A 24,701-nucleotide genomic window follows, 5' to 3' on the forward strand; every position below is an offset into this window, starting at 1 on the left:
GAAGGCCGCTATTGTAGCCGGTCGGCGCGGCCCGGCCGCCGGTTTCGGCGCGGCGCAGGGCGGCGCCAAGGCCGTGCAGTGCGACGGCCCGGTGCGGATCGTCGGTTTCGTCGTCCTGAGCGATTTCCGGTTTCGGCCGCGCTAGCGCGGCACCCGGGGCGCGACGCCGCCTTCGCGATCCCAGTAGGGCGGATCGCCGAAATGCGCGGCGATGAAATCGATGAAGGCGGTCAGCTTCAAGGGCACGAAGGCGCGGCTCGGGTAGACCGCCCAGATCGCCGAGGGCTCGGCGAGCGGGTAGTCGGCCAGCACGGGCACCAGCGAACCGTCGCGCAGGTTCGGGCCGACGTCCCAGGTGGACTTGACGGCGATGCCGAAGCCGTCCACCAGCGCCTCGCGGATCGCCTCGCCGTTGCTGGCCACCAGCCGCCCGCCGACGCGCACCGTGAGCGGGCCGGCCGGCGTCTCGAAGGCCCAGTCGCGCTGGTCGCCGAGCACCACGCATTCGTGGCGCGCGAGGTCGGCCGGATGATGGGGCGTGCCGTGTTCGGCCAGGTAGGCCGGCGAGGCGCAGACCACGCGGCGATTCACCGCCAGGCGCCGCGCCACCAGGCTCGAATCGCGCAGCGCGCCGAGCCGGATCGCCAGGTCGATGCCCTCGTCGACCAGGTCGACGATCTCGTCGGACAGGCGCAGGTCGATCGAGACTTGCGGATAACGGCGCAGGAAGGCCGGGATCACCGGCGCCACGTGCTGGCGGCCGAACGAGGAGGACATCGAGATGCGCAAGCGGCCATGCGGCTCGCCGCGCGCCCGGCCGACCGCCGCGCGGGCCGAGTCGGCCGCATCGAGCAGCGTCTGGGCACGCGCGAGGAACAGCTCGCCGTCCTGGGTCAGCGTCACGCGCCGGGTGGTGCGATGCAGCAGCCGCGCGCCGAGCTGGCGTTCGAGCTGGGCCAGCCGGCTGCTGGCCACCGTGGCCGACACGCCGAACTCGCGGCCGGCCGCCGAGACATTGGCCAGCAGCGCGGCGCGCACGAACAGCGCGACGTCGAGCAGGTCGAGCGGTTTGTCGGCAGGCGTGGCCCGGGGCTCGCGAGGCTCGCTCATTATCCGGATTTCCCAAAAAATGTTTCCGGCATTATGTCGGTTTTTCTCCAGGATCGGGCCGCGTAGGATGGCCTCCATCGAAGCATCCGTTTCCCCATCGAGGAGCAAGCACATGAAAGCGATTGGCCTGACCCGTTACCTCCCGATCGACGACCCGCAGTCGCTGGTCGACGTCGAGCTGCCCACCCCCGCGCCGAGCGGCCGCGACCTGCTGGTCAAGGTCGAGGCGGTGTCGGTCAACCCGGTCGACACCAAGGTGCGCGCGCCCAAGGACAAGGTGGAGCCCAGCCCGCGCGTGCTGGGCTGGGACGCGGCCGGCACGGTGGCCGCGGTCGGCCCCGAGGTCACGCTGTTCCGGGTCGGCGATCCGGTCTATTACGCCGGCAGCATCACGCGGCCCGGCGCGAACAGCGAGTACCACCTGGTCGACGAGCGGATCGTCGCGCTCAAGCCGGCCTCGCTCGACTTCGCCGCCGCCGCCGCGCTGCCGCTGACGGCGATCACCGCCTGGGAGGCCCTGTTCGACCGCCTGAAGGTGTCGCCGCAAGGCCGCGACGCGGGCAAGACCGTGCTGGTGATCGGTGGCGCGGGCGGGGTCGGCTCGATCGGCATCCAGCTCGCCAAGCAGCTCGGCCAGTTGACGGTGATCGCCACTGCCTCGCGTCCCGAGTCGGCCAAATGGGTGCTCGAGCTTGGTGCCGACCACGTGGTCGACCACTTCGGCGACCTGCCGGCGCAGATCCGCGCGGCCGGCTTCGAGTCGGTCGACTACGTGCTGGTGTTCAACGATACCGACCGCCATTTCCCGGCGGCCGCCGAGATCGTCAAGCCGCAGGGCGGCATTTGCACCATCGTCGAGAACGCCAAACCGGTGCCGGTCGAGCAGCTCAAGGCGAAGAGCGCGGCCTTCCACTGGGAGTTCATGTTCACGCGCTCGATGTTCGGCACGCTCGACATGATCGAGCAGCACAAGCTGCTGACCGAGGTGGCGCGGCTGGTCGATGCGGGCACGCTGCGCGCCACGGTCGGCCAGCAGCTCGGCGCCATCAACGCCGCGAACCTGCGCGAGGCGCACCGCCTGCTCGAGGCCGGGCGCGCGATCGGCAAGCTGGTGCTGAGCGGGTTCTGACGCGGCGTGTGACGCGGCGGCGAGGGCGGTGGGTTTGCGCCGGCCGCTTCGCCCCGGCCATCTTGCGTTGCAACGACAAAGGCCGCCGCGCGATGCGTGGCGGCCTTTGTCGTCGAGCGTGGCTGCGCGACGGCGCGGCATGCTGCGGCGCGCCATCGGCGGCCGCGCTCGCACAGGGCGCCGGCGCCTCGTCGCGCGGTGCGCGTGACGCCACCACAACATGCTCCATACAAGCGTCACCGAAGCCGCCGCTTGCGATTAGACTGGATATCCGCGTGCATCGTGTCTTGCCATATAACCAGGCGCCGCCCGCTGGGCGGCGCAATATCAGGAGGACAGCATGAGCCTGCGTATTCCGTCCGTCGCCGTGTGCGCCGTCGCCTTCGCGGCGGCCCTCGCCAGCTCCGCCGCGAACGCGGCGCCGCCGATCAAGGGCAGCGCCAGCGGCGGCAACGACGGCCAGCTCCAGTACACGGTGAAGGTCGATTCGAAGCGCTTCGGCGCCTCCGAGGAAACGCGCAAGATCCGCTCGGGCGAAACCGACGACTTCAACTGGAAGTCGGTGCCGCCCTCGGGCGCGGTGGCGATGCCCGACGGTTGCCCCGATGCCGATTCCCTGCCGCGCGACGCGAACGGCGCGATGGTCCGGCAGACCCAGGTGCGGCTCGCGCCCTCGGTCGACGCCAAGGGCATGGCCACGGTGCAGATCAGCTTCCAGGCCAGCGCGCCCGACGGCACCACCTCGGTGAGCGCCGATGGCAAGACCCTGCAGTGCCCGAAGCCGGTCACCGTCAGCGAGGTCAAGCGCGTCTCGCTCTCGACGCGCGGCGGCGCGAAGACCATCGCGATGAGCGACGGCACGCGCGTGACGGTATCGATCCAGCAGTGAGTCGAGTGTCTCGCGCCGCCCGGCGCGAGCCGGCGCGGCGGTATTGATCGATGTGATGAAGCGCGACGCGCCGTGCCGGTTGGCGCGGCGCGTTTTTGCGCGCGTCGTGATCGCCTGCCGTAAGCCTTGCCTCGTCTCTCCTCGGCCGCTCGCCGAGGCGCCGTTCAGCGCCGCTTCCTGCGCGGCTTGCGCTCGACCAGGCGCGCGGACAGGAAGCGGTGGTCGGCCGAGAACAGGCGCCGGTAGGTCTGCAGCACCGCGCCGACCGTGCCCAGCGCCGAGGCCGCCGCGATCAGGAACATGATCACGATCTGGTAGCGCACCGCCTGCAGCGGCGGCTGGCCGGCCAGCACCTGGCCCGTCATCATGCCCGGCAGGCTGACGATGCCGACCACCGCCATCTGGTTCAGGGTCGGCAGCATGCCGGCGCGCACGGCCTGGCGCGCGGCGTCCCGGGCGGCTTCCCAGCGCGTTGCGCCGAGCGCCAGCGCGGTCTCGATGCGGTCGCGCCGCGCGGTCAGCTCGCCCGTCATGCGTTCGACGCCGAGCCCGACGCCGGTCAGCGCATTGCCGAGGATCATGCCGAGGATCGGGATCGCATACTGCGGCTCGTACCAGGGATGGATGCGGATCACCACGAACAGCCCGACCGCGCCGACCGCCCAGGAACCCACCCAGATCGACACGATGCTGTCGATGCGCTGGCCCGCGTAGGTGCGCTCGCCGCGCGCGGCGCCGGCGAAGCCGGCCACCAGCGTCATCAGGATCATCAGCGGCAGCACCACGGTCCAGCTCGGATGACCGAACACCCAGCCCAGCACGTAACCGATCGCGAGCAGTTGCACCACGGTGCGCACCGCGGCGATCGCCAACTGGCGGCCCAGGCCCAGCGACAGCGCGAAGGACAGCGCGCCGTTGACCGCCACCAGCGCGGCGGCGATCGCCACGTCGCCGAGGCTCAGGTCCTGCAGTACCGGGCTCATCGCGCTGCCCCGTCTTGGCCCCGGCTGCCCGGCTCGTCGGCGTCGCCGAGCACGCCGGCGCGCATCCTTACCTGGCGCGAGCCGACCCGGGCCGCCTGCGCCGGATCGTGCGAGACCCACATATAGGCGCGCGCCTCGGGCGCGGCCTCGAACCAGGCCGTCACCAGCGTCTCGACCGCGCGCGCCGATTCGGGATCGAGCGCGGCGGTCGGTTCGTCGAGCAGCAGTACCTCGGGTTCGAGCTGCAGCACGCGCAGCAGCGCGGCGATCTGCGCCTCGCCGCCCGACAGTTCGCTGGCGGCCTGGTCGAGAAAATCGTCGGCGCGGCCGGCGCGGGTCGCGAGCTCGGCCACGCGGGCGCGATCGAAGCGCAGGTCGCCATAGACGGCCAGCGAATACGGGTAGCGCAGCAGATCCTCGACGCTGCCGTCGTCGAAGACGGCAGGGCGCTGGCGCAGATAGGCGACGCCGCGGCGGTAGCGCGTGATCGATGTGCGCGCAACCGGTGCGCCGCGCCAGAGCAGGGCGCCGCCGTCGATCGGATCGAGCAGGGCGAGCGCGCGCAGGAACACGCTCTTGCCCGATCCGGACGGACCGGTGACAGCAACGCGCATGCCCGGGGCGAGGAGAAAGTCGGTCGGCGCCACCAACACCCTTTGCGAGACTGGGTCGCGACGGGTCAGGCCGCGGGCTTCGATCAGGCCGGCTGCTGTCATAAATGCAAGAAATGGTAAAGGGAGAAGGACGCCTCGCGCGCGATGCCATAATACCGATAACCTGCTTGCAAGTCGTCTGGCGCGGCCTTGCGCCCGATGTCTTGTCTCGATAAGAAAAAACTGGAGCCCGGCATGACGCTTACCCGAGTCATCGGCAAATCGGCGGCCTGGATCGTCGGCATCATCCTGGTGCTGATCGCCGCGCTCGTCGTCTTCATCCTCACGTTCGACTGGAATCGCGCGAGGCCGTATATCAACGAACGCGTCAGCACCGAGATCGGCCGGCCGTTCGCGATCCAGGGCGACCTCAAGGTCGGCTGGCGTCGCCCCTCCGGCGAAACCGGTTGGCGCGCCTGGATACCCTGGCCGAGCTTCACCGCCAACAACATCGTGATCGGCAATCCCGACTGGACGAAATCCCCGCATTTCGCCACGCTCGACGCCGCGCATTTCGACCTCGCCGTGCTGCCGCTGCTCGCGCATCGCGTGGTGATCCCCTCGATCGACATCGTCAATCCCGCGCTCGATATCGAGCGGCTCGCCGACGGCCGCAACAACTGGACCTTTTCCTTCAAGCAGTCGGGCGAGCCGTCGACCTGGAAGGTCGAGCTTCACGATTTCGGTTTCGCCAAGGGCACGGTGAGCTATCGTGACGCGATCACCAAGGCCGACCTGAATGTCGCGATCGACACGCTCGGCCAGCCGATCCCGCTCGGCGAGGTGCTCAAGCAGCAGGAGGCCACCTCGCGCGCGGCCTCGGCGCAGCGCGTCGGCAAGGCCGGGGCCGCGCAACTGACGAAGAAGATCGAGGCGGCTTCGGCCGCCGCTGCGGCTTCCGCTGCTTCGGGTGCCTCGTCGGCTTCGACCGCGCCGGCTTCGACGGCGTCCGCCAGCGACGCGTCGACCACGTCCGCCTCGGCCGCGAGCAGCGCCTCGTCCGCCGATGCCGCGGTGGCTGCCGCCTCGGCGACCAGCGGTGCCGCTGCCACGCCGCCCGCGCCGACCTATGCCTTCGGCCTGGTGGTGAAGGGCCGCTACAAGAACGTGCCGATCGACGGCACCGGCAAGATCGGCGGCGTGCTCGCGGTGCGCGACGCCAGCCGCCCGTTCCCGCTGCAGGCCGACATCAAGGCCGGCGACACGCGTCTGGCGATCGTCGGCACGCTGACCGACCCGATGCAGCTCGCTGCCATCGACCTGCGGCTCTGGCTGCAGGGCACCAGCATGTCGCATCTGTACGCGCTGACGGGCGTCACCCTGCCCGATACGCCACCCTATGCCACCGAAGGCCGGCTGATCGGCCAGTTCCGCCGCAACGGCAGCACCTTCCGCTACGAGAACTTCGACGGCCGGGTGGGCGGCAGCGACCTGCACGGCACGCTCAGCTATGCGCAGCGCGCGCCGCGCCCGCTGCTCTCGGGCGAGCTGGTCTCGAACCTGCTGCAGTTCTCGGATCTCGCGCCGGTGGTGGGCGCTGACAGCGCTTCGAGCAAGCGCGCGCGCGGCGACACCACCAAGCAGCCGGCCGATCGCGTGCTGCCGGTCGAGACCTTCCGCACCGATCGCTGGAAGGCGCTGGACGCCGACGTGAAGTTCACGGGCCGCAAGCTGGTCAAGAACAAGGACCTGCCGATCAGCGATCTCTACACCCATATCGTGATGCAGGACGGTGTGCTCTCGCTCACGCCGCTGCGCTTCGGTGTGGCCGGCGGCACGCTGTCCACCGAGGCGCGGCTCGACGGCAGCGGCACGCCGCTCAAGGGCCGCTTCTCGGTGGCCGCGCGGCACCTGAAGCTCAAGCAGTTGTTCCCGACCGCGAAGGTGATGCAATCGGCCTTCGGCGAGATCAACGGCGACGCCACGCTGGCGGCTTCCGGCAACTCGCCGGCCGCGCTCGCGGCCACCTCGACGGGCGAGGTCAAGGCGCTGGTCACCGACGGCGCGATCAGCCGGCTGCTGATGGAGGCGGCGGGGCTCAACGTCGCCAACGTGGTCTACGAGAAGCTGTTCGGCAATCGCGACGTGAAGATCAATTGCGCGGCGGTCGACTTCGTCGCCACCGACGGCATCCTGAACTCCAAGCTGTTCGCGCTCGATACCGACGACGCGGTGATCCGCGTCGACGGCAACGTGAACCTGCGCGACGAGGGCATGGACCTGCAGATCCATCCGCAGACCAAGGGCTTCCGCGTGTTCTCGCTGCGTTCGCCGCTCTACGTGAAGGGCACCTTCAAGAACCCGAAGGTGGGCGTCAACGTCGGCGCGCTGGCCTTGCGGGCCGGCGCGGCGGTGGGCCTGGGCATCATCAACCCGTTCGCCGCGCTGATCCCGCTGATCGCGCCGAGCAACAACCGCGACGTGCCGTGCTCGGAACTGTTCGCGCAGCTCAATGCCTCGCAGCAGATGAAGAAGGCGGCCGCCGAGGGCGCGAAGAAGCATTGAAGTGCCGGCGCCGGCGTCGCGCGAGGACCCGAGCCCGCGCGACGCCGGCGTCTTGTCGGGTTCGCGCCGTCCCTTCCATGCGCGGAACCTGCCTGCCATGTCGGACGACGCCAAATAGGGTCGAGGCCCCGGCCCATTCGCACGACCCCCGCCGCGCCGCGTCCAAGGCACCGCGATCCCGCCCGATTTCCCAGCATCCGCCCGCCGACGGCACCAGGCACAGTGCGTCACCGAGACCTGCTAAAATGTCGGGTTTACGTCGATCTACCACTTAACAGGCCACGCTGTGCTTTCTACCGCCAACATCACGATGCAATTCGGGCCCAAGCCCCTGTTCGAGAACATCTCGGTCAAGTTCGGGGAGGGCAACCGCTACGGGCTGATCGGCGCGAACGGCTGCGGCAAGTCGACCTTCATGAAGATCCTCGGCAGCGATCTCGAGCCCAGCGGCGGCAATGTCGCGCTCGAGCCGAACATCCGCCTGGGCAAGCTGCGCCAGGACCAGTTCGCCTACGAGGACGTGCGCGTGCTCGACGTGGTGATGCAGGGCCACACGGAAATGTGGGCCGCCATGACCGAGCGCGACGCGATCTACGCGAACCCGGAAGCCACCGACGACGACTACATGCACGCGGCCGAGCTGGAGGCGAAGTTCGCCGAGTTCGGCGGCTACGATGCCGAGGCGCGCGCGGGTGCGCTGCTGCTGGGCATCGGCATCGACGAGAAGCTGCACAACGGCACCATGAGCGAGGTGGCCCCCGGCTGGAAGCTGCGCGTGCTGCTGGCGCAGGCGCTGTTCTCCAAGCCCGACGTGCTGCTGCTCGACGAGCCGACCAACAACCTGGACATCAACTCGATCCGTTGGCTGGAAGACACGCTCAACCAGTACAACTCGACGATGATCATCATCTCGCACGATCGTCACTTCCTGAACTCGGTCTGCACCCACATGGCCGACATGGACTTCGGCACGCTGAAGGTCTGGCCGGGCAACTACGACGACTACATGCTCGCCTCGGCGCAGGCGCGCGAGCGCCAGGCCAATGCCAATGCGCGTGCCAAGGAGCGCGTGGCCGAACTGCAGGACTTCGTGCGCCGCTTCTCGGCGAACAAGTCCAAGGCGCGCCAGGCCACCAGCCGCGCCAAGCAGATCGACAAGATCAAGATCGAGGAATTCAAGCCCTCGTCGCGCCAGAACCCGTTCATCCGCTTCGAGTTCGAGAAGAAGCTGCACAACATCGCGGTGGTGGCGGAAGAGGCGACCAAGAAGTACGAGCGCACCATCTTCAGCAATTTCAACCTGTCGGTGCAGCCGGGCGAGCGCATCGCCATCATCGGCGAGAACGGCGCGGGCAAGACCACGCTGCTGCGCGCGCTGCTCGGCAATCTCGAGCTCGACCACGGCAGCGTCAAGTGGGCCGAGAACGCGAACGTCGGCTACATGCCGCAGGACACCTACGAGGAGTTCCCGGACGACGTCACGCTGATGGACTGGATCGACAACTACCGCAAGGAAGGCGACGACGAGACCATGGTGCGCGGCACGCTGGGCCGCCTGCTGTTCTCCTCCGACGACATCAAGAAGTCGGTGAAGGTGCTGTCGGGCGGCGAGAAGGGCCGCATGATCTGGGGCAAGCTGATGCTGGGCCGCCACAACGTGCTGCTGATGGACGAGCCGACCAACCACATGGACATGGAGTCGATCGAGTCGCTGCAGATCGCGCTCGAGCAGTTCGAGGGCACGCTGATCTTCGTCTCGCACGACCGTGAATTCGTCAGCGGCCTGGCCAATCGCATCATCGAGGTGCGCACCGACGGCACGCTCAACGACTTCGGCGGTAATTACGAGGACTTCCTGGCGACGCAGGAAAAGGCCTGATTGCCTCACGCCCCTCGTTCATCGGCTCCGATTGTCATGTTGGAGCCAGTCGGGCGGGGGGAGGCGAGCGGAGATGCCCGGGACGGCAGCTGCGATTTGCCGTTGAACGAACCGTGCCTGGCTGAGATGGCTGCGAAAAGGCTGGCACCGACGATCTGTCGGTGCCAGCCTTTTTCCTTGGTTATTCCGTCTGCGTCGGGTTCGATCGATGGCAGGCCGCTCCAATGAGGGGGGAGTCATATGCGTCTCACACGTTTGGCCTTGATCGGGTGGTGTGGTTCTGTCGTCTGCGCGGCATCGGCTCATGTCGCTCCCCAAGGCCAGGTGCTGCCGCTATCGATCCTCGATAACCGCCCCTTTGTCGAGGCGAAGGTCGATGGAAAAGGTCCGTTCTCCTTCATCCTGGATACGGGGTCCTCGAGCTCGACCGTCAGTACCGGATTGGCGGAGCAGCTGAAGCTGGCCGCCGTCCATGCCGGGACGGGAACGGGGGCCGGCGAGCAAGCCCTGTCCTTCAAGATCGTCCACCTCGACGATTTGAGCGTGGGTGCGTTCTCTCTCGGCGCCCTGGACGTTCCGGCGATGGATACGAGCCGCCTCGGCCGCGTGATGGGTTTCCGGCATTTCGACGGCGTGCTCGGGGCGGAGCTGTTCAGGAAATACGTTCTGACGCTGGATGCCGCGGGAAAGCAACTGACCATCCAGCCCGAGGACCAGTTCAAGCCCGTGGCGGGTGCGATTCCGGTCCCCTTCTCCCTGGACGAGAACCGCATGCCGCTCGTGAGCGCTTCGGTGAATGGCATAACGGCGCTGTTTCAGGTCGATACCGGGGATCGGTTCAGCCTGACGCTGTTCGGTGCCTTTTGGCGGGCCTATCGCCTGGACGAGCACATCGGTACGACCGTCCAGGCAATGACCGGGTACGGGGAGGGCGGGCCGATTCTCGGCATCGTCGGCCGGCCGCCCGTTTTTTCGATTGGCAAGCTTCCGGTGCCGGCGCCCGTCACGCGCCTCTCGCTGCAGAAGTCCGGCGCCTTCACCCGGGGCGATCGGGCAGGAAGCATCGGCATGGGGATCCTCAAGCGATTTACGGTTTCCTTCGACTATGGCCGCCAACTGATGTGGCTTTCGAAGCCTGCGCAATCCAATGTTCCCGATCGCTATGATCGAAGTGGCATGTGGTTGGCGCTATCTCGACAAGGCGGGCTTCAGGTCGTGGATGTAACGGCGAACGGACCCGCGGCAAAAGCCGGAATCCAGGCCGGCGACGTCATTGTCAAGGTGGGTTCCCTTCGCGCTGAAGCCGGGACCTTGTTCAAGATAAGAACCATGTTTCAAGATCCGCAAGTGTCGACAGCGCCCATTCTCATCCGTCGACCGAGCGGCGATCGGTCAGTCAGTATCGCGCTTCGGGATCTGATCTCCCCCTAGTTTGCCTGGCGATACGGCGGCCCAGCCCGCAGCTTGCGCTTGACGCGCGTCAACCCCCGTATCCGCCATTCCCCGATCATCGAGCCTTCTTCGACGCTGCCCGTACGAGGCTCACCATGACGCTTGCCACTCCCTTCGCCCCGCTGACGATCCGCGGCCGCTCCCTGCTTCCCGTCGTGCAGGGCGGCATGGGCGTGGGCATATCCGCGCATCGGCTCGCCGGCAGTGTCGCGCGCGAGGGCGCGCTCGGCACCATCGCGAGCATCGACCTGCGCCATCACCATGCCGACCTGCTCGCGCGCTGCCGTGCCCGGCCCGATCGCGACACGCTCGAGGCGGCCAACCTCGAGGCGCTGCGCCGCGAGATCGAGCGCGCGCGTAGCTGGAGCGAGGGGCGCGGCATGATCGCCGTCAATGTCATGAAGGCGGTGCGCAGCCATGCCGACTATGTGCGCCTCGCCTGCGATGCCGGCGCCGACGCGATCGTGATGGGCGCCGGCCTGCCGCTGGACCTGCCCGAGCTGACCGAAGGGCACGATATCGCGCTGATCCCGATCCTGTCCGACGCGCGCGGCATCGCCCTGGTGCTGAAGAAGTGGATGAAGAAGGGGCGCCTGCCCGATGCGATCGTGATCGAGCACCCCGCGCATGCGGGCGGCCATCTCGGCGTGTCGCGCATCGAGGAGGCCAACGACGCGCGCTTCGATTTCGCGCGCGTGCTCGGCGAGACGCGCGAGACGATCGAGGCGCTGGGCCTCGCGCGCGAGGCGATCCCGCTGATCGTCGGCGGCGGCATCAACAGCCACCAGGCGGTGCGCGAGGCGCTCGGCCTCGGCGCCAGCGGCGTCCAGGTCGGCACGCCCTTCGCCGTCACCGAGGAGGGCGATGCGCATCCGGCCTTCAAGCAGGTGCTGGTGCAGGCGCGTCCCGAGGACATCGTCGATTTCATCAGCGTCACGGGCCTGCCGGCGCGCGCGGTGCGCACGCCCTGGCTCGAGCGCTACCTGCGCCACGAGGCGCGGATTCGCAGCAAGCTCGGCGCGCTGCGGCAGCGTTGTCCGACCGCGCTGGAATGCCTGTCGGTCTGCGGCCTGCGCGACGGCATCGAGCGCTTCGGGCACTTCTGCATCGATACGCGCCTGGCCGCCGCGCTGCGCGGCGACGTCGCCAACGGGCTGTTCTTCCGCGGCCGCGAAGCGCTGCCCTTCGGCAACGCGATCCGCAGCGTGCGCGACCTGCTCGCGCTGCTGCTGACCGGCACCGCGCCCGAGCCTGCGACAAACCGTCCTACGTTTTCGCTGGCTTGATGGGCGTCAACGCGTCGCCAGGTATGCCCCCGGACAATCGATACCGTTCTCAGGGGGCTCAAGTCATGAATGAAAAAATCCGTTGCATCGTTTCCGCGCTGGCCTGCGCAAGTGTGTTCGCGATGCTGCCGTCGGTTTCCCAGGCGGCGTCGCCGGGGCAGGGTATCGCGCAGGGCGATGTGCTGATGCGCTTGCGCGCCATCGAAATCATGCCGGCCGATCGCGGCAGCGGCACGCTGTCCGACATCAACGCCGGCGTGAACAACGCGCTGGTGCCGGAACTCGATTTCACCTACATGATTCGTGACTATCTCGGCGTCGAGCTGATCCTCGGTACCTCGCGCCACCAGGTCAATTCGAATCTCGGCCCGCTCGGCGGCGTGAACGTGCTGCCGCCCACGCTGCTGCTGCAATACCACTTCAATCATGCGGGCCGGGTTCGCCCGTACATCGGCGCGGGCCTGAACTACACCTTCTTCTACAACGACGGGCTGCACGTGGGCAGCCAGGGTGTGGCGGTCCACAAGAGCAGCTTCGGGCCCGCGCTGCAGTTCGGCGTCGACGTCCAGGTCAGCAAGCAGTTCTTCGTCAACTTCGACATCAAGAAGCTCTGGATGCATACCGATGCCACGCTCGGCGGCCAATCGATCGGCCGCCTGCACATCGACCCGCTGATCGTCGGGTTCGGTGTCGGCATGAAGTTCTGATCGAACGGATTCAAGCGTTGGGGTTGGGCGGCACGGCGGTTCGCGTGCCGCCTTTTTTGCGTCCGGCGCGCGAAGGACGAGCCGGCGGCGCGGGCGGGAGGCTCAGAGCTTGTCGTACTTGAAGCGCATGGCCGTGCCGTCGAGCGTGATGCGCTCCCAGACGGCGGCCTTTTCTTCCTCGCTCATGAAAACCCAGTTGGCCACTTCGAAGGCGGTGCGGCCGCAGCCCTTGCAGACGTCGTCGAACAGGGTCGAGCAGACGCCGATGCAGGGGCTGTCGGGCTTGTCGTGAAGATTGGAGCTCATGGTGCGTCGTTGGATCCGGGCTGGTGCGGCAATGCGTAATGGTAAAGCATCAGCGCGCGATGCTCACGCCCACCCGCGCGATCCAGTGCTGGCGCTGGTTGTAGTCGAGCAGGTCCTCGCCGTAACCGTTGAAATAGCCGATCCAGACATAACCGCCCCAGGCATTGCCGAACAGCTTGGCGAGCGGGTAGGAGAGTTGGGTGTCGACGCTGCCGTACCAGTGGTGGGTGCCCTTGCGCAGCGTGGTCGACAGTTGCCAGCCGTCGGGGCTGCCGTACTTGACGACCAGGTCCATGTAGCCGCGGTAGTCGGCGATATCGCGGTTGTCGCTGATGCCCAGGTAGTAATAAAGCATCGGCGAGACCTGCCAGTGGTAGCTTGTCAGATCGCCGAATTCCCAGGTGGGCTGCACGAACAGGATGTTGAGGCTGCGCGAATCCGGCCCGGCCTTGCCGTTCGACTCGTGCCCGATCCCGGCGGCGAAGCCCATGCGCGTGAACCAGGGGCTGTGCAGGCCCGTGTCTGCGACGTAGTAGAACAGCCGCGGCTTGTAGCTGGTGTCGCGGAACGGCTTCGAATCGGCCGACAGGTCCCAGATCGAGGTCTGCGTGTAGGCGAAATAGAGATTGTCCAGCAGCGAGCGCGAGGCCGGGTTGTCGGGCATGTGCAGCCGGTACTTGAAGCTGAACTGCAGCTTGGCGCTGACGTCGCCGTTGACCCCCACGCCGATGTACATCGGTTCGTAGTACGAGATTCTCGACAGCAGGCCTTGTGCGCCGGTGGTCAGCGCGTCGCCGGTCGGCTGCGGCGTGCCGGCGGTGGCGGCCACGCCCGAGGCGGCCGCTGCCACGCCGGCAGGGCTGGCCTGGTGCGCCTCGGCGGTTTCGGCGCGGGCCACGGCGAACTGATTGGCGCTGCGGTTCAGCGACACCACGGCCGCCGAGGCGTCGAAGCCCACCGGCGTGATGGTCACCGTGCCGCGCGCGCTGTCCGGCCAGGGCGCGGAAAATCTCACCTTGCGGTATTGGCCCGCCTTCAGCGTGAAGCGCTCGGGCACGCCGGCCTCGCGCAGCAGCTTGACGGGTACCGGCGGCTGCTCGGCATTGGTCACGGTCACCTCGAGCGTGTCGGGCACGCTGACCGGCAGCGGTTTCGCGTCATCGTCCGAGTAGATCAGCGTGAGCGTGAGCGGTGCATCGGCTGCGGCTTCGCGCGCCGGTTGCACCAGGGCTACCGTGGCCTGCGCGGTATTGGCCGCGAAGGCCAGCACGACGGCGGAAGCCAGGATGACGAGCGGGTGCCGGCGAGCGGCGGATGACGGGACGTGAGCGAAAGCGCGGGAGAGAGCGGAAGCAGCGGAAACGGGACGGTGGCGCATGAGATCGATGGATTGACGAGGCACGGTGGAAAGTCGTGTCGCAACACGGATACTGCGCGGACACTGCGAAGGGTCGGCATATTGTAATTCAGTCGCAGGGTCGAATCGGATCGGTGGCGGGAGCCCCGCCCGGCTTGGCCGCGAGCGAGGTGAGGGCGCGCCCCGTGGCGTTTGATCGCAAGCTTCGGTCGCGCCGCCATGGGCCCGGTACCGGCGCGCGTGCCAAGCTGGTTTGCGTGGAGTCGGGCAACGGGTCGAGCCCATCCTCGACCCGACATTTTTTCGGGTGGACAGCCGTCCATAACCCGATAAAATGCGCGCACTTCCCGATCCCGTTCGGGAGCGCGGGCGGCGCGGCGGCCCTGCCGGAAACCGGTGTTCCGTTTGCGCGACAGCGATGCGATTTTTTTGTGACACCACGGGATTAGTGTTACTTTTCGGGGTTTTGAGGGACGGGTTGCCGAGGCGACGCCGTCGTGACGACACAGTCGATACCGGCCGGAGCTCGGCCGGACGGGAGAACGGGATGAAAGCAAAGGTGGCAGGCCGGTTGATGGCCCTCTCGCTGTGCGTGGCCGCAACGGCGGCGACGGCCAAGGACACGCAGCTCAATGTGTACAACTGGTCCGACTACATTGCCAAGGACACCATCCCGAACTTCGAGAAGCAAAGCGGCGTCAAGGTCCGCTACGACAACTACGACAGCGACGATACGCTGCAGGCCAAGCTGCTGACCGGCAACTCGGGCTACGACATCGTGGTGCCGACCAGCAACTACGCGGGCAAGCAGATCGCTGCCGGCATCTTCGCGCCGCTCGACAAGTCGAAGCTGCCGAACCTGAAGAATCTCGATCCGCAACTGATGGCCCTGGTGGCCGGCGCGGATCCGGGCAACAAGTACGTGGTGCCCTGGGCCTACGGCACCACCGGCCTGGCCTACAACCTGAACAAGGCGCAGCAGATCCTCGGCAAGGTGCCGCTGGACAACTGGGACATCCTGTTCAAGCCGGAAAACATCTCCAAGCTGAAGGCCTGCGGCGTGTCGGTGCTCGACGCGCCGGACCAGATGTTCGCGGCCGCGCTGCACTACCTGGGCAAGGACCCGATGAGCACCTCGCCGGCCGACTACCAGGCCGCGATGGCGATGCTCAAGAAGATCCGCCCGTACATCACGCAGTTCAATTCCTCGGGCTACATCAACGACCTGGTCGGCGGCGACATCTGCTTCGCGTTCGGCTGGTCGGGCGACGTGGTGATCGCCAAGCACCGCGCGCAGGAAGCGAAGAAGCCCTACAAGGTCGAGTACTACATCCCGAAGGGCGGCGCGCCGGTCTGGTTCGACGTGATGGCGATCCCCAAGGATGCGAAGAACAAGGAAGCGGCCCTCGAGTGGATCAACTACATCGAGGATCCGAAGGTCCATGCGGCGATCACCAACGCCGTCTACTACCCGAGCGCGAACTCGGCGGCGCGTCAGTTCGTGAGCAAGGACGTGGCGGACGATCCGGCGGTCTACCCGCCGGCCGACGTGGTCAAGACGCTGTTCCTGCTCAAGCCGCTGCCGCCTGAAATCCAGCGCCTGCAGACGCGGCTCTGGACGGAGTTCAAGTCCGGACGCTGAGCCTCGGCCCGGAATCGAACCCGCCCCATCAAGCCCCTGGTACCCCCGGGGGCTTTGTTCGTCTTCAATCGCCTTTGTCTGGTAACACGCAGGAGTGATGCAGCAGATCATGAATAGCCAGTCGCGCATGCCGTCCGCCGGCGCGCCGTCCCCCGCCGCGCAGGCCGACCACGCCGCGAACTTCGTGCAGATCGTCGACGTGGTCAAGCAGTTCGGCGACACCACCGCGGTACGCCAGGTCAATCTGTCGGTCGGCAAGGGCGAACTGTTCGCCTTGCTGGGCAGTTCCGGCTGCGGCAAGTCCACCTTGCTGCGCATGCTGGCCGGGCTGGAGACCGTCACCTCGGGCAGGATCCTGATCGACGGCGAGGACCTCGCCCAGATGCCGCCCTACAAGCGGCCCGTGAACATGATGTTCCAGTCCTACGCGCTGTTCCCGCACATGACGGTCGAGGCGAACGTCGCCTACGGCCTCAAGCAGGAGGGCGTGGCCAGGGCCGAACTCAAGGAACGCGTGCGCGACGCGCTCGAACTGGTGCAGATGGGCCGCTACGCGAGCCGCAAGCCGCACCAGTTGTCGGGCGGCCAGCAGCAGCGCGTGGCGCTGGCGCGCTCGCTGGTCAAGCGGCCCAAGCTGCTGCTGCTCGACGAGCCGATGTCGGCGCTCGACAAGCAGATCCGCCAGCGCACCCAGATCGAACTGGTCAACATCCTCGACAAGGTCGGCGTCACCTGCATGATGGTCACCCACGACCAGGAGGAGGCGATGACGATGGCCAACCGGATCGCGGTGATGAGCGAGGGCGAGATCGTGCAGATCGGCGCGCCGCGCGAGGTCTACGAATACCCGAACAGCCGCTTCTCGGCCGAATTCATCGGCTCGACCAACCTGTTCGAGGGCAAGGTGGTGGAGGACGAGCCCGACTACGTCTACATCGAGTCGCCCGACCTGCCGTGCCGCATGCACGTGAGCCACGGCATCACCGGGCCGCTCGGCATGGCCGTGACCGTCTCGGTGCGCCCCGAGCGCATCGCGCTCACGCGCAAGCCGGCCGAGGGCGCCTACAACTGGGCGCATGGCGTGATCACCAACGTCGCCTACATGGGCGGCTACTCGCTGTACCACATCCGCCTCGACTCCGGGAAGACCGTGATCGCCAATGCCACCAGCCTGGCGCTGTCCGAGATCGACACGCCCGAATGGAACGACGAGATCTACGTGCGCTGGAGCGCCTCGGCCGGCGTGGTGCTGACCTCATGAGCGCGCTGTCGACGTTCTTCCAGTGGCCGGTGCGCAAGCTCGGCCTGAGCGGGCGCTCGGCCGTGATCGCCGGGCCGTTCCTGTGGCTGGTGCTGTTCTTCGCGGTGCCCTTCGTGCTGGTCGTGAAGATCAGCTTCGCGGAGCTCGAGCTCGGCATTCCGCCCTACACGGAGCTGACCTCGTTCGCCGACGGCGCGCTGACGATCAAGCTGAACCTCGCGCACTACGCCTTCCTGTTCACCGACAGCCTGTATTTCGCGACCTACGTGAATTCGGTGTGGGTGGCGGCGGTCACCACGCTGCTCTGCCTGTTGCTCGGCTACCCGATGGCGTACTACATCGCGCGCTCGAACCCGGCCTCGCGCAACCTGCTGATGATGGCGGTGATGCTGCCGTTCTGGACCTCGTTCCTGATCCGCGTCTACGCCTGGATCGGGATCCTGAAGAACAACGGCCTGCTCAACAACTTCCTGATCTGGATCGGGCTGATCCACGTGCCGATCGAGCTGTACCGCACCAACGTGGCGGTCTACATCGGCATGGTCTACACCTATCTGCCCTTCCTGGTGATGCCGCTCTACGCGCACCTGGTGAAGATGGACCTGCGCCTGCTGGAAGCCGCCTACGATCTCGGCGCCAAGCCCTGGAAGGCCTTCCTGACCATCACGCTGCCGCTGTCGAAAAACGGCATCATCGCGGGCTGCCTGCTGGTGTTCATCCCGGCGGTCGGCGAATACGTGATCCCGGAACTGCTCGGCGGCGCGAACACGCTGATGATCGGCCGCGTCATGTGGAACGAGTTCTTCAACAACGCGGACTGGCCGATGGCCTCGGCGGTGACCTGCGCGATGGTGCTGCTGCTGCTGGTGCCGATGGCGGCGTTCCAGCACTTCCAGGCGAAGGAACTGGAGGGCCGTCGAAAATGATGCCGAATCGTTATCTGCGCCTGGTCGCGCTGGCCCTCGGCTTCGGCTTCCTGTACATCCCGATCCTGAGCCTGATCGTCTACTCGTTCAACGAGTCGCAGCTGGTGACGGTCTGGTCCGGCTTCTCGACGCGCTGGTACTCGGCGCTGCTGAGCGACGACGAGCTGATCGCGGCCGCCTGGCTGTCGCTGAAGATCGGCGTGCTGACCGCCTGCGCCTCGGTGGTGATCGGCACCTGGGCCGGCTACGTGCTGGCGCGCATGGGGCGCTTTCGCGGCCACGCGCTCTACTCGGGCATGATCAATGCGCCGCTGGTGATTCCCGAGGTGATCCAGGGGATCTCGCTGCTGCTGCTGTTCATCGAGCTGGCCAAGTGGATCGGCTGGCCCGCGCAGCGCGGCATGTTCACGATCTGGCTCGGCCACGTGATGCTGTGCCTGTCCTACGTGGCGATCATCGTGCAGTCGCGCGTGCGCGAGCTCGATCCCTCGCTCGAGGAGGCCGCGCTCGATCTCGGCGCCACGCCGCTGAAGGTGTTCTTCACCGTCACGCTGCCGCTGATCTCGCAGGCGCTGGTGTCGGGCTGGCTGCTGTCGTTTACGCTGTCGATCGACGACCTGGTGCTGTCGGCCTTCCTGTCCGGCCCCGGCTCGACCACGCTGCCGCTGGTGGTGTTCTCGCGCGTGCGGCTCGGCCTGAACCCCGAGATGAACGCGCTGGCCACCTTGTTCATCGCGGCGGTGACGATCGGCGTGGTGGCCGCCAACATGTTCATGCTGCGCAAGGAACGGCGCCGGCTCGCGGCCGCCGTCTGATCCGGACGAGGCGAGCGCCTCGCCCTTGCGCATGAAAAAGCCCGGCTTCGCCAAAGCGAAGCCGGGCTTTTCGTCGTTGACGAGGCTTGCGAGGGGGGGCTCAGCCTTCGCTGATCGCCGGCCGAGCGAACCACTCGCGGCCCTTGAGCATGGCGTTCCAGTAGATCCTCGGCAGCAGGCTCTCCTTCAGGAACCAGGCCAGCCTGGAGGGGCGCGTGCCGTCGTTGAGCCAGCCGGGGAAGGTCGGCGCGAGCTTGCCGCCATAGAGGAACTCGGCCAGCACCACGCGGCCGCGTTCGACCGTCAGCGGGCAGGAGCCGTAGCCGTCGTAGCGCGCCACGCCGCGCGCGCGGCCGAGCGCGGCCAGCACGTTGTGGGCCACCACCGGCGCCTGCTTGCGCGCGGCCGCCGCGGTCTTGGCATTGCTGGTGTTGGTGGCGTCGCCGAGCGCGTGGATGTTCTCGTAGCGGCGATGGCGCAGCGTGGCCGGGTCGACGTCGACCCAGCCGCCCGCGTCGGCCAGCGCGCTGTCGCGCACGAAGCCCGGCGCGCGCTGCGGCGGCACCACGTGCAGCAGGTCGAACTCGCGCTCGATCTCCTCGCTGCCGCCGCCCTCGGCCTCGGGGCGCGCGCGCCGGAAGCGCGCGAGCTGGGCCGGCCCGTCGACGGCGACCAACTGGTCGCCGAAACGCAGGTCGATGCCGTAGCCGCGCACCGAATCCATCAGCGCGGGCACATAGTCCGGCACGCCGAACAGCACGTTGCCGGCCAGGTGGAACTCGATCTCGATGTCCTTCAGGCGGCCGGCGCGGCGCCAGTGGTCGGCCGACAGGTACATGGCCTTCTGCGGCGCGCCCGCGCATTTGATCGGCATCGGCGGCTGGGTGAAGATCGCGCGCCCGCGCGGCAGCGCCTGCACCAGTTGCCAGGTATAGGGCGCGAGGTCGTAGCGGTAGTTCGAGGTCACGCCGTGCTTGCCGAGCGTGTCCGCCAGCCCCTCGATGCCGGCCCAGTTCAGCTCCAGCCCGGGGCACACGATCAACTGCCGGTAGCCGATGCTCGCGCCGCCCTCCAGCGTGATGCGGTCCTGCTCGGGCGAGAACGCGGCGACGGCCGCGCGGATGCGCGTCACGCCGTGCGGCAGGACCGCTTCCATCGGCCGGGCGGTGGCCGGCGCCTCGAACACGCCGCCGCCGACCAGGGTCCAGCCCGGCTGGTAGTAATGGGTGCCGGCCGGGTCGACCAGGGCGATGTCGAGCGAGCGCTCGCGCCTGAGCAGGCTGGCCGCGGTGGCGATGCCGGCGGCGCCGGCGCCGACGATCACGATGTCGTGGCGTGCGGCGGGCACGCCGGCGTTGCCGATCGTCGAGGACGTTGCGGACATGGTTCGGACTCCTTCGGGGGAATGCGAGTTGGGGGCGGCGCGGTTCACAGCGCGTCGATCGGCAGCTTCAGGTAGCGGATGCCGTTGGGCGCCGGCTCGGGCAGTTGCCCGGCGCGCATGTTGACCTGCACCGAGGGCAGGATCAGCACCGGCATCGCCAGCGTGGCATCGCGCGCGGTGCGCATCGCCACGAAGCTGTCCTCGTCGATGCCCTGGTGGACATGGATGTTGTCGCGCAGTTGCGCCGCGACGGTGGTCACCACGCACACGGGACGGCCGTCGGGCTGGTAGTCGTGGCACAGATAGAGGCGCGTGTCGGGCGGCAGGCTCAGCACCTTGCGGATCGAGCGATAGAGCGAGCGTGCGTCGCCGCCGGGGAAATCGCAGCGTGCCGTGCCGTAGTCGGGCATGAACAGCGTGTCGCCGACGAAGGCGGCCGTCTCGGCCGGCGCCGAGCCGCCGTCCGCGCGCGCGACCAGGTAGGTCATGCAGGCCGGCGTGTGGCCCGGCGTGTGGATGGCGCGGATCGCGAGCGCGCCCAGCGCGAGCGTGTCGCCTTCGTCGATCAGCCGGTCGAACGGGCGGCCGTCCGCGACGAAGCCGGGGCCGGCATCGAACAGCGCGCCGAATACCTTCTGCACCTGGGTGACGTTGCGCCCGATCGCGATCTCGCCGCCCAGGCGCGCCTGCAGCCAGGGTGCGGCCGACAGGTGGTCGGCATGCACATGGGTTTCCAGCAGCCAGCGCACGCGCGCGCCGAGCGATTCGACGTGCTCGGCGACGCGCTCGGCGCTGGCGTGGCTGGTGCGGCCCGACTTCGGGTCGAAATCGAGCACCGAGTCGATGATCGCGCACTCGTGCGAGCCCGTGTCGAGGACGACATGGGTGGCCGTGCTGGTGGCGGGATCGAAAAACGACTCGACGGTGAAGGCTGGGGCGGACATCGAACGGCACTCCGAAAGCGGAAAACAGGGAATCGAGACAAGATGCATGCCAGCTCTTCAAGGCTGGCGCGTGTTTCGCTTAATTATTTGATATGACGGAGATTTTTTCGAGCACCGGGAAGCGCCGTGACGGACGAAGGCGGCGGCGCGCGAGGGATTGCTGCCATCGATGGCAGTGTCATGGCAGAATTGGCAGTCGCCGCCGTCGGCCTGTCGTGTCGGCGCCGGCGGCGATTCGTTTGTCCTGTGTGCCTGTCCCTTCGCGGCCGCGGCCGCCCGAGCCTGCTTCCATGTCCACGCGTCGTCCCTCCCATCGCTCCATGCCCGCGCCCGATCTTGCCGAGGCTGCCGGCCAGCCTCGCGCCGAGCGCGTTGCCGATGCCCGGCGCACGATCCCGATCGTGCCGCTCGAACCGATCGTGCCGCTCGAACCGGCGACGGCCGCCGCCGCTCCATCGGGCGCGAGCGTGCCGGCCACCTCGCCGGCCGGCCTCGGCGCGCTGGTTTCCTACCTCGAGCACGATCCGCAGCCGATGATCGTGGTCGATCCCGACTACCGGATCCTCGCCGCGAACGGCGCCTACCAGCGGCAGTTCGGCGGCGCCGGCCGCGCGCACGTCGGGCGTCACTGCTATCGCGTCTCGCATCACTACGAGGTGCCTTGCGACCAGGCCGGCGAGCACTGCCCGATGCGCGCGGCGCTCGAGTCGGGCGCGGCCTCGCGCGTGCTGCATATCCATCACACGCCGCGCGGGCCCGAGCACGTGGATGTCGAGATGCGCCCGGTGTTCGACGGCGAGGGGGCGGTGGTGGCCTATGTCGAGCGGCTGACCACCGTGCGCAGCGCCTCCGCGCGGCCCAGCGCGGGCGGCCTGGTCGGCAGCTCGGATGCCTTCAACGGCGCCTTGTCGGCCCTGCAGCGCGTCGCGCCCTCGATGCTGCCGGTGTTGCTGCTCGGCGAATCGGGTACCGGCAAGGAACTGTTCGCGCGGGCCCTGCACGAGGCCAGCCCGCGCGCGGCGGGGCCCTTCGTGGTGGTGGATTGCTCGGGCATCGCCGAGTCGCTGTTCGAGAGCGAGCTGTTCGGCTACGAGAAAGGCGCCTTCACCGGCGCGAACCAGCGCAAGCCCGGGCTGGTCGAGACGGCCCAGGGCGGCACGCTGTTCGTCGACGAGATCGGCGACGTGCCGGCCTCGATGCAGGTCAAGCTGCTGCGGCTGATCGAGTCGGGCACGTTCCGGCGCGTGGGCGGCATCGAGGCCTTGCGCGCCGACTTCCGGCTGGTCGCGGCGACCCACCAGCCGCTGCGCGAGATGATCGGCGACGGCCGTTTCCGCCAGGATCTCTACTACCGGATCAGCGCCTTTCCGATCGAACTGCCGCCGGTGCGCGAGCGGCCCGGCGATATCGGCCTGCTGGCCGAGTCGATCCTGCGCCGCATTGCAGACGGCCGGCCCGGCGCGCGTCCCTGGACGCTGCACGAAAGCGCGCGGGCCTGCCTAGAGGCCCATGCCTGGCCCGGCAATATCCGCGAATTGCGCAACGTGCTGGAGCGCGCCTGCCTGTTCGCCGACGACGGCGTGATCCGCGCCGAGCACCTGCCGCTGGCGCTGCAGGCGCCGCCCGAGGCAGGCCTCGCGCGCGGCGCGCCCGACGACGACACGCTGCGCCAGGTGGCGCGCAGCTTTCGCGGCTCGCGCAAGGCGCTGGCGGCGCGGCTCGGCATCAGCGAGCGCACGCTGTATCGGCGCATGCGCGCGCTCGGTCTTGCGGGCCGCGACCTCTGATTCCTCGCGGATACCTTCGGCCGAGCGGGCCGCGCGCCGGCGTCAGGCGAGCGCCATCGGCGCGGCGGCGGGCACCGGGTCCAGCGAGGCGCACAGCGGGCGCTGCGCGAAACGCTCGGCCAGGAAGTCGACGAACGAGCGGCTGGTGGTGGAGGCGCGCGGGCTGGCCCCCAGCGTGGCGTGGATCGACAGCCGGCGGGTGGGCGAGACGTCGCGCAGCAGCGGCACCAGATGACCGGCATCGATGTCGTCGCCGGCCACGTCGGTGCCGAGCAGGGCGATGCCGGCGCCGTTGACCGCGGCGATCCGCAAGGCTTCCGGCTGGTTGACGCTGAGGTTGCTGTTCAGCGCGACGCGCGAGGCGATGGCGGCCTCGCGTGCGATCGAGTCGAGCGGCCCCGCGCCGTTGCTGTCCTGCAGGATGTTGTGCGCGGCCAGGTCGGTGAGGGTGGCCGGCGTGCCGTTCTCGGCGAGATACGCCGGCGAGGCGACGAACAGGATCTGCGCGGTGGCCAGCGGCCGCGCGAAGGGCGAGGCGGGCTTGGTGCTCGAAGGCGTGACCAGGATCGCGATGTCGTAGCGCTCGTCGGCCGGATCGAGCACGCGATCGGAGATCGCCACGTCGACGTTCACTTCCGGGTAGCGCGCCGTGTAGTCGGTGACCGCGCCCACCAGGTGCCGCAACCCGAACGAGGAGGGCGACACCACGCGCAGCCGCCCGCGCGGCACGATCCCCTCGGTGTTGACCGACTGGCTGGCCTCGTCGATCTCGATCAGCGCCGGCACCACTCGTTCGTAGTACTCACGTCCGGCCTCGGTCAGGGAAACGCGTCGGGTGGTTCGATGCAGCAGCCGGGCGTCGAGCCGGCCTTCCAGATGCGCGACGTGCTTGCTCGCCATGGCCGACGACATGCCCATTCGTTCGGCTGCACCGACGAAGCTGCCGATTTCGACAATATGGCGGAATACCTGCATGCTGACGAGTGTGTCCATTGGAAGCTCGTTCGTATGGTTATTGAGGAAACGGAGTCAAACGGATGCGTTTGAATGGCCCGGAAAAACAATAACACGGCTAATCCACGGGAAAACACTAATCCCTTCGAAATCTCAGACTCTGAGGGTGTTGCGCGGCAAATCGGCGGCGATTACCGTTTGAACGAATCGGAATGTCGTGATCGAAAATTCGATTCACAATCCAGAGGAAGGGGCGGGATGAAAGGCGGAAAGTCGCGTGGGCTGGCCTGTTCGGCACGGGAAATCGCGATTGGATCCTGCTCGGGATGAATCGCGGCATCGGTGGGAATTCGCGGCGTTTTAGTAAAGTGTTGTTTAGTAAAGTTATTGGGAGTTTTGTGTTCGAATCCGTCCATTTATTCATCGGACGGAATGCGGGATTCCATTCACGAGACGAAATGATGATATGGAAATCCCGCAATGATGGCAGTGCCGCCGGGCACGCCACCGTCCTTGCCCGCTTCGCCTATTTAGCCGCCGCGTCCGGCGCCGGCTGGGCCGCCAGCTTGCCCGCCGGATCCGGCGGCGTGCCCATCGCCTGGAACAGCCGCGCCGTGTCCGCGAGCCGCGAACTGGTCGCGCGGATCGCATTGAGCTGCGCATTGCGATACTGCTGCTCGCTGGCGCGGCCGGCCGACGGCGGCAGCGCGCCCAGCCGCACGCGCGCCGCGG

General features: G+C 67.9%; 19 protein-coding genes and 2 pseudogenes. 12 read left to right on the plus strand and 9 right to left on the minus strand.

Translation table 11 applies throughout. From position 1 onward, the window contains the following. Positions 1 to 141 precede the first annotated feature (141 nt). Positions 142 to 1,110 (minus strand): LysR family transcriptional regulator, encoded by a 969-nt coding sequence (locus tag F3J10_RS14570; protein WP_029949608.1) that lies wholly within the window; start codon positions 1,108 to 1,110, stop codon positions 142 to 144. Between the two features lie 112 nt (positions 1,111 to 1,222). On the opposite strand from F3J10_RS14570, the gene F3J10_RS14575 reads away from it, so the two are divergent. Both F3J10_RS14575 and F3J10_RS14580 read left to right on the plus strand, forming a co-directional pair. Beyond that, positions 1,223 to 2,239: a zinc-binding alcohol dehydrogenase family protein gene (locus F3J10_RS14575; RefSeq protein WP_166912038.1), complete on the plus strand. Its 1,017-nt coding sequence runs from the start codon at positions 1,223 to 1,225 to the stop codon at positions 2,237 to 2,239. 340 nt (positions 2,240 to 2,579) lie between these two features. Next, complete coding sequence (locus tag F3J10_RS14580) at positions 2,580 to 3,128, plus strand: DUF6013 family protein (RefSeq protein ID WP_025097689.1); 549 nt, start codon at positions 2,580 to 2,582, stop codon at positions 3,126 to 3,128. 164 nt (positions 3,129 to 3,292) lie between these two features. Here the strand turns inward: F3J10_RS14580 and fetB are convergent, their stop codons facing one another. Beyond that, positions 3,293 to 4,111 (minus strand): iron export ABC transporter permease subunit FetB, encoded by an 819-nt coding sequence (gene fetB, locus F3J10_RS14585; protein ID WP_025101443.1) that lies wholly within the window; start codon positions 4,109 to 4,111, stop codon positions 3,293 to 3,295. Further along, on the minus strand, positions 4,108 to 4,827 hold the full coding sequence (locus tag F3J10_RS14590) for an ATP-binding cassette domain-containing protein (protein ID WP_167242368.1): 720 nt from the start codon (positions 4,825 to 4,827) through the stop codon (positions 4,108 to 4,110). The genes fetB and F3J10_RS14590 overlap by 4 nt, the downstream gene beginning before the upstream one ends. Positions 4,828 to 4,959: 132 nt before the next feature. Here F3J10_RS14590 and F3J10_RS14595 point away from each other — a divergent pair, with 132 nt between their 5' ends. The 5 genes from F3J10_RS14595 to F3J10_RS14615 all read left to right on the plus strand — a co-directional run bounded on the left by F3J10_RS14595 (position 4,960) and on the right by F3J10_RS14615 (position 12,593). Then, positions 4,960 to 7,269, plus strand: coding sequence for an AsmA family protein (locus tag F3J10_RS14595; RefSeq protein WP_167242369.1), 2,310 nt, complete (start codon positions 4,960 to 4,962; stop codon positions 7,267 to 7,269). Between the two features lie 286 nt (positions 7,270 to 7,555). Beyond that, on the plus strand, positions 7,556 to 9,148 hold the full coding sequence (locus F3J10_RS14600) for an ABC-F family ATPase (RefSeq protein WP_025101440.1): 1,593 nt from the start codon (positions 7,556 to 7,558) through the stop codon (positions 9,146 to 9,148). A gap of 240 nt (positions 9,149 to 9,388) precedes the next feature. Beyond that, positions 9,389 to 10,579, plus strand: coding sequence for an aspartyl protease family protein (locus F3J10_RS14605; RefSeq protein ID WP_167242370.1), 1,191 nt, complete (start codon positions 9,389 to 9,391; stop codon positions 10,577 to 10,579). A 116-nt stretch (positions 10,580 to 10,695) separates the two neighbouring features. Further along, positions 10,696 to 11,886 (plus strand): nitronate monooxygenase family protein, encoded by a 1,191-nt coding sequence (locus F3J10_RS14610; protein WP_167242371.1) that lies wholly within the window; start codon positions 10,696 to 10,698, stop codon positions 11,884 to 11,886. Positions 11,887 to 11,951: 65 nt separating this feature from the next. Next, a complete protein-coding gene (locus tag F3J10_RS14615; protein WP_166912028.1) occupies positions 11,952 to 12,593 on the plus strand; it encodes an OmpW family outer membrane protein in 642 nt (213 codons plus the stop codon). A 102-nt stretch (positions 12,594 to 12,695) separates the two neighbouring features. On the opposite strand, the gene F3J10_RS14620 is transcribed toward F3J10_RS14615, so the two are convergent. Continuing rightward, on the minus strand, positions 12,696 to 12,899 hold the full coding sequence (locus tag F3J10_RS14620) for a DUF1289 domain-containing protein (RefSeq protein WP_025101436.1): 204 nt from the start codon (positions 12,897 to 12,899) through the stop codon (positions 12,696 to 12,698). A gap of 49 nt (positions 12,900 to 12,948) precedes the next feature. Beyond that, on the minus strand, positions 12,949 to 14,277 hold the full coding sequence (locus tag F3J10_RS14625; protein WP_167242372.1) for a phospholipase A: 1,329 nt from the start codon (positions 14,275 to 14,277) through the stop codon (positions 12,949 to 12,951). A gap of 526 nt (positions 14,278 to 14,803) precedes the next feature. On the opposite strand from F3J10_RS14625, the gene F3J10_RS14630 reads away from it, so the two are divergent. The 4 genes from F3J10_RS14630 to F3J10_RS14645 all read left to right on the plus strand — a co-directional run bounded on the left by F3J10_RS14630 (position 14,804) and on the right by F3J10_RS14645 (position 18,900). Next, a complete protein-coding gene (locus F3J10_RS14630; RefSeq protein WP_025101435.1) occupies positions 14,804 to 15,898 on the plus strand; it encodes a polyamine ABC transporter substrate-binding protein in 1,095 nt (364 codons plus the stop codon). A 109-nt stretch (positions 15,899 to 16,007) separates the two neighbouring features. Beyond that, positions 16,008 to 17,159: a polyamine ABC transporter ATP-binding protein gene (gene potA, locus F3J10_RS14635; protein WP_025101434.1), complete on the plus strand. Its 1,152-nt coding sequence runs from the start codon at positions 16,008 to 16,010 to the stop codon at positions 17,157 to 17,159. Then, positions 17,156 to 18,085 carry an ABC transporter permease subunit gene (locus F3J10_RS14640; protein ID WP_025101433.1) on the plus strand — a complete coding sequence of 310 codons (930 nt, stop codon included), beginning with the start codon at positions 17,156 to 17,158 and terminating at the stop codon, positions 18,083 to 18,085. Before potA ends, F3J10_RS14640 begins: the two co-directional genes overlap by 4 nt. After that, positions 18,082 to 18,900, plus strand: coding sequence for an ABC transporter permease subunit (locus F3J10_RS14645; protein ID WP_013698200.1), 819 nt, complete (start codon positions 18,082 to 18,084; stop codon positions 18,898 to 18,900). The genes F3J10_RS14640 and F3J10_RS14645 overlap by 4 nt, the downstream gene beginning before the upstream one ends. Positions 18,901 to 19,000: 100 nt before the next feature. Here the strand turns inward: F3J10_RS14645 and F3J10_RS14650 are convergent, their stop codons facing one another. Then, on the minus strand, positions 19,001 to 20,671 hold the full coding sequence (locus F3J10_RS14650; RefSeq protein WP_240155599.1) for an FAD/NAD(P)-binding oxidoreductase: 1,671 nt from the start codon (positions 20,669 to 20,671) through the stop codon (positions 19,001 to 19,003). Beyond that, a pseudogene (locus F3J10_RS14655) lies at positions 20,638 to 21,276 on the minus strand (MBL fold metallo-hydrolase); the annotation flags it as partial. The pseudogene F3J10_RS14655 and the gene F3J10_RS14650, both read right to left, overlap by 34 nt. Before the next feature lie 242 nt (positions 21,277 to 21,518). On the opposite strand from F3J10_RS14655, the gene F3J10_RS14660 reads away from it, so the two are divergent. After that, entirely contained in the window at positions 21,519 to 23,015 is a 1,497-nt protein-coding gene (locus F3J10_RS14660) for a sigma 54-interacting transcriptional regulator (protein WP_275691699.1), read from the plus strand. A 42-nt stretch (positions 23,016 to 23,057) separates the two neighbouring features. Here the strand turns inward: F3J10_RS14660 and F3J10_RS14665 are convergent, their stop codons facing one another. Both F3J10_RS14665 and F3J10_RS14670 read right to left on the minus strand, forming a co-directional pair. Continuing rightward, the gene (locus F3J10_RS14665) at positions 23,058 to 24,008 is read right to left on the minus strand and encodes a LysR family transcriptional regulator (protein WP_025101429.1); all 951 of its coding nucleotides are present in this window, start codon (positions 24,006 to 24,008) and stop codon (positions 23,058 to 23,060) included. A gap of 487 nt (positions 24,009 to 24,495) precedes the next feature. After that, positions 24,496 to 24,701: pseudogene (locus tag F3J10_RS14670) on the minus strand (RND transporter); the annotation flags it as partial.

It is taken from the genome of Burkholderia sp. Cy-637 (assembly GCF_011753175.1).
GTDB lineage: Bacteria > Pseudomonadota > Gammaproteobacteria > Burkholderiales > Burkholderiaceae > Burkholderia > Burkholderia gladioli.

What these genes read in the sequence shown, in the direction of transcription:
- F3J10_RS14575 (WP_166912038.1), top strand. Translation starts at nt 1,223, where the DNA reads ATGAAAGCGATTGGCCTGACCCGTTACCTCCCGATCGACGACCCGCAG.
- F3J10_RS14580 (WP_025097689.1), top strand. Translation starts at nt 2,580, where the DNA reads ATGAGCCTGCGTATTCCGTCCGTCGCCGTGTGCGCCGTCGCCTTCGCG.
- fetB (WP_025101443.1), bottom strand. Translation starts at nt 4,111, where the DNA reads ATGAGCCCGGTACTGCAGGACCTGAGCCTCGGCGACGTGGCGATCGCC.
- potA (WP_025101434.1), top strand. Translation starts at nt 16,008, where the DNA reads ATGAATAGCCAGTCGCGCATGCCGTCCGCCGGCGCGCCGTCCCCCGCC.
- F3J10_RS14620 (WP_025101436.1), bottom strand. Translation starts at nt 12,899, where the DNA reads ATGAGCTCCAATCTTCACGACAAGCCCGACAGCCCCTGCATCGGCGTC.
- F3J10_RS14610 (WP_167242371.1), top strand. Translation starts at nt 10,696, where the DNA reads ATGACGCTTGCCACTCCCTTCGCCCCGCTGACGATCCGCGGCCGCTCC.
- F3J10_RS14615 (WP_166912028.1), top strand. Translation starts at nt 11,952, where the DNA reads ATGAATGAAAAAATCCGTTGCATCGTTTCCGCGCTGGCCTGCGCAAGT.
- F3J10_RS14640 (WP_025101433.1), top strand. Translation starts at nt 17,156, where the DNA reads ATGAGCGCGCTGTCGACGTTCTTCCAGTGGCCGGTGCGCAAGCTCGGC.
- F3J10_RS14665 (WP_025101429.1), bottom strand. Translation starts at nt 24,008, where the DNA reads ATGGACACACTCGTCAGCATGCAGGTATTCCGCCATATTGTCGAAATC.
- F3J10_RS14590 (WP_167242368.1), bottom strand. Translation starts at nt 4,827, where the DNA reads ATGACAGCAGCCGGCCTGATCGAAGCCCGCGGCCTGACCCGTCGCGAC.
- F3J10_RS14605 (WP_167242370.1), top strand. Translation starts at nt 9,389, where the DNA reads ATGCGTCTCACACGTTTGGCCTTGATCGGGTGGTGTGGTTCTGTCGTC.
- F3J10_RS14630 (WP_025101435.1), top strand. Translation starts at nt 14,804, where the DNA reads ATGAAAGCAAAGGTGGCAGGCCGGTTGATGGCCCTCTCGCTGTGCGTG.
- F3J10_RS14625 (WP_167242372.1), bottom strand. Translation starts at nt 14,277, where the DNA reads ATGCGCCACCGTCCCGTTTCCGCTGCTTCCGCTCTCTCCCGCGCTTTC.
- F3J10_RS14570 (WP_029949608.1), bottom strand. Translation starts at nt 1,110, where the DNA reads ATGAGCGAGCCTCGCGAGCCCCGGGCCACGCCTGCCGACAAACCGCTC.
- F3J10_RS14595 (WP_167242369.1), top strand. Translation starts at nt 4,960, where the DNA reads ATGACGCTTACCCGAGTCATCGGCAAATCGGCGGCCTGGATCGTCGGC.
- F3J10_RS14645 (WP_013698200.1), top strand. Translation starts at nt 18,082, where the DNA reads ATGATGCCGAATCGTTATCTGCGCCTGGTCGCGCTGGCCCTCGGCTTC.
- F3J10_RS14660 (WP_275691699.1), top strand. Translation starts at nt 21,519, where the DNA reads ATGTCCACGCGTCGTCCCTCCCATCGCTCCATGCCCGCGCCCGATCTT.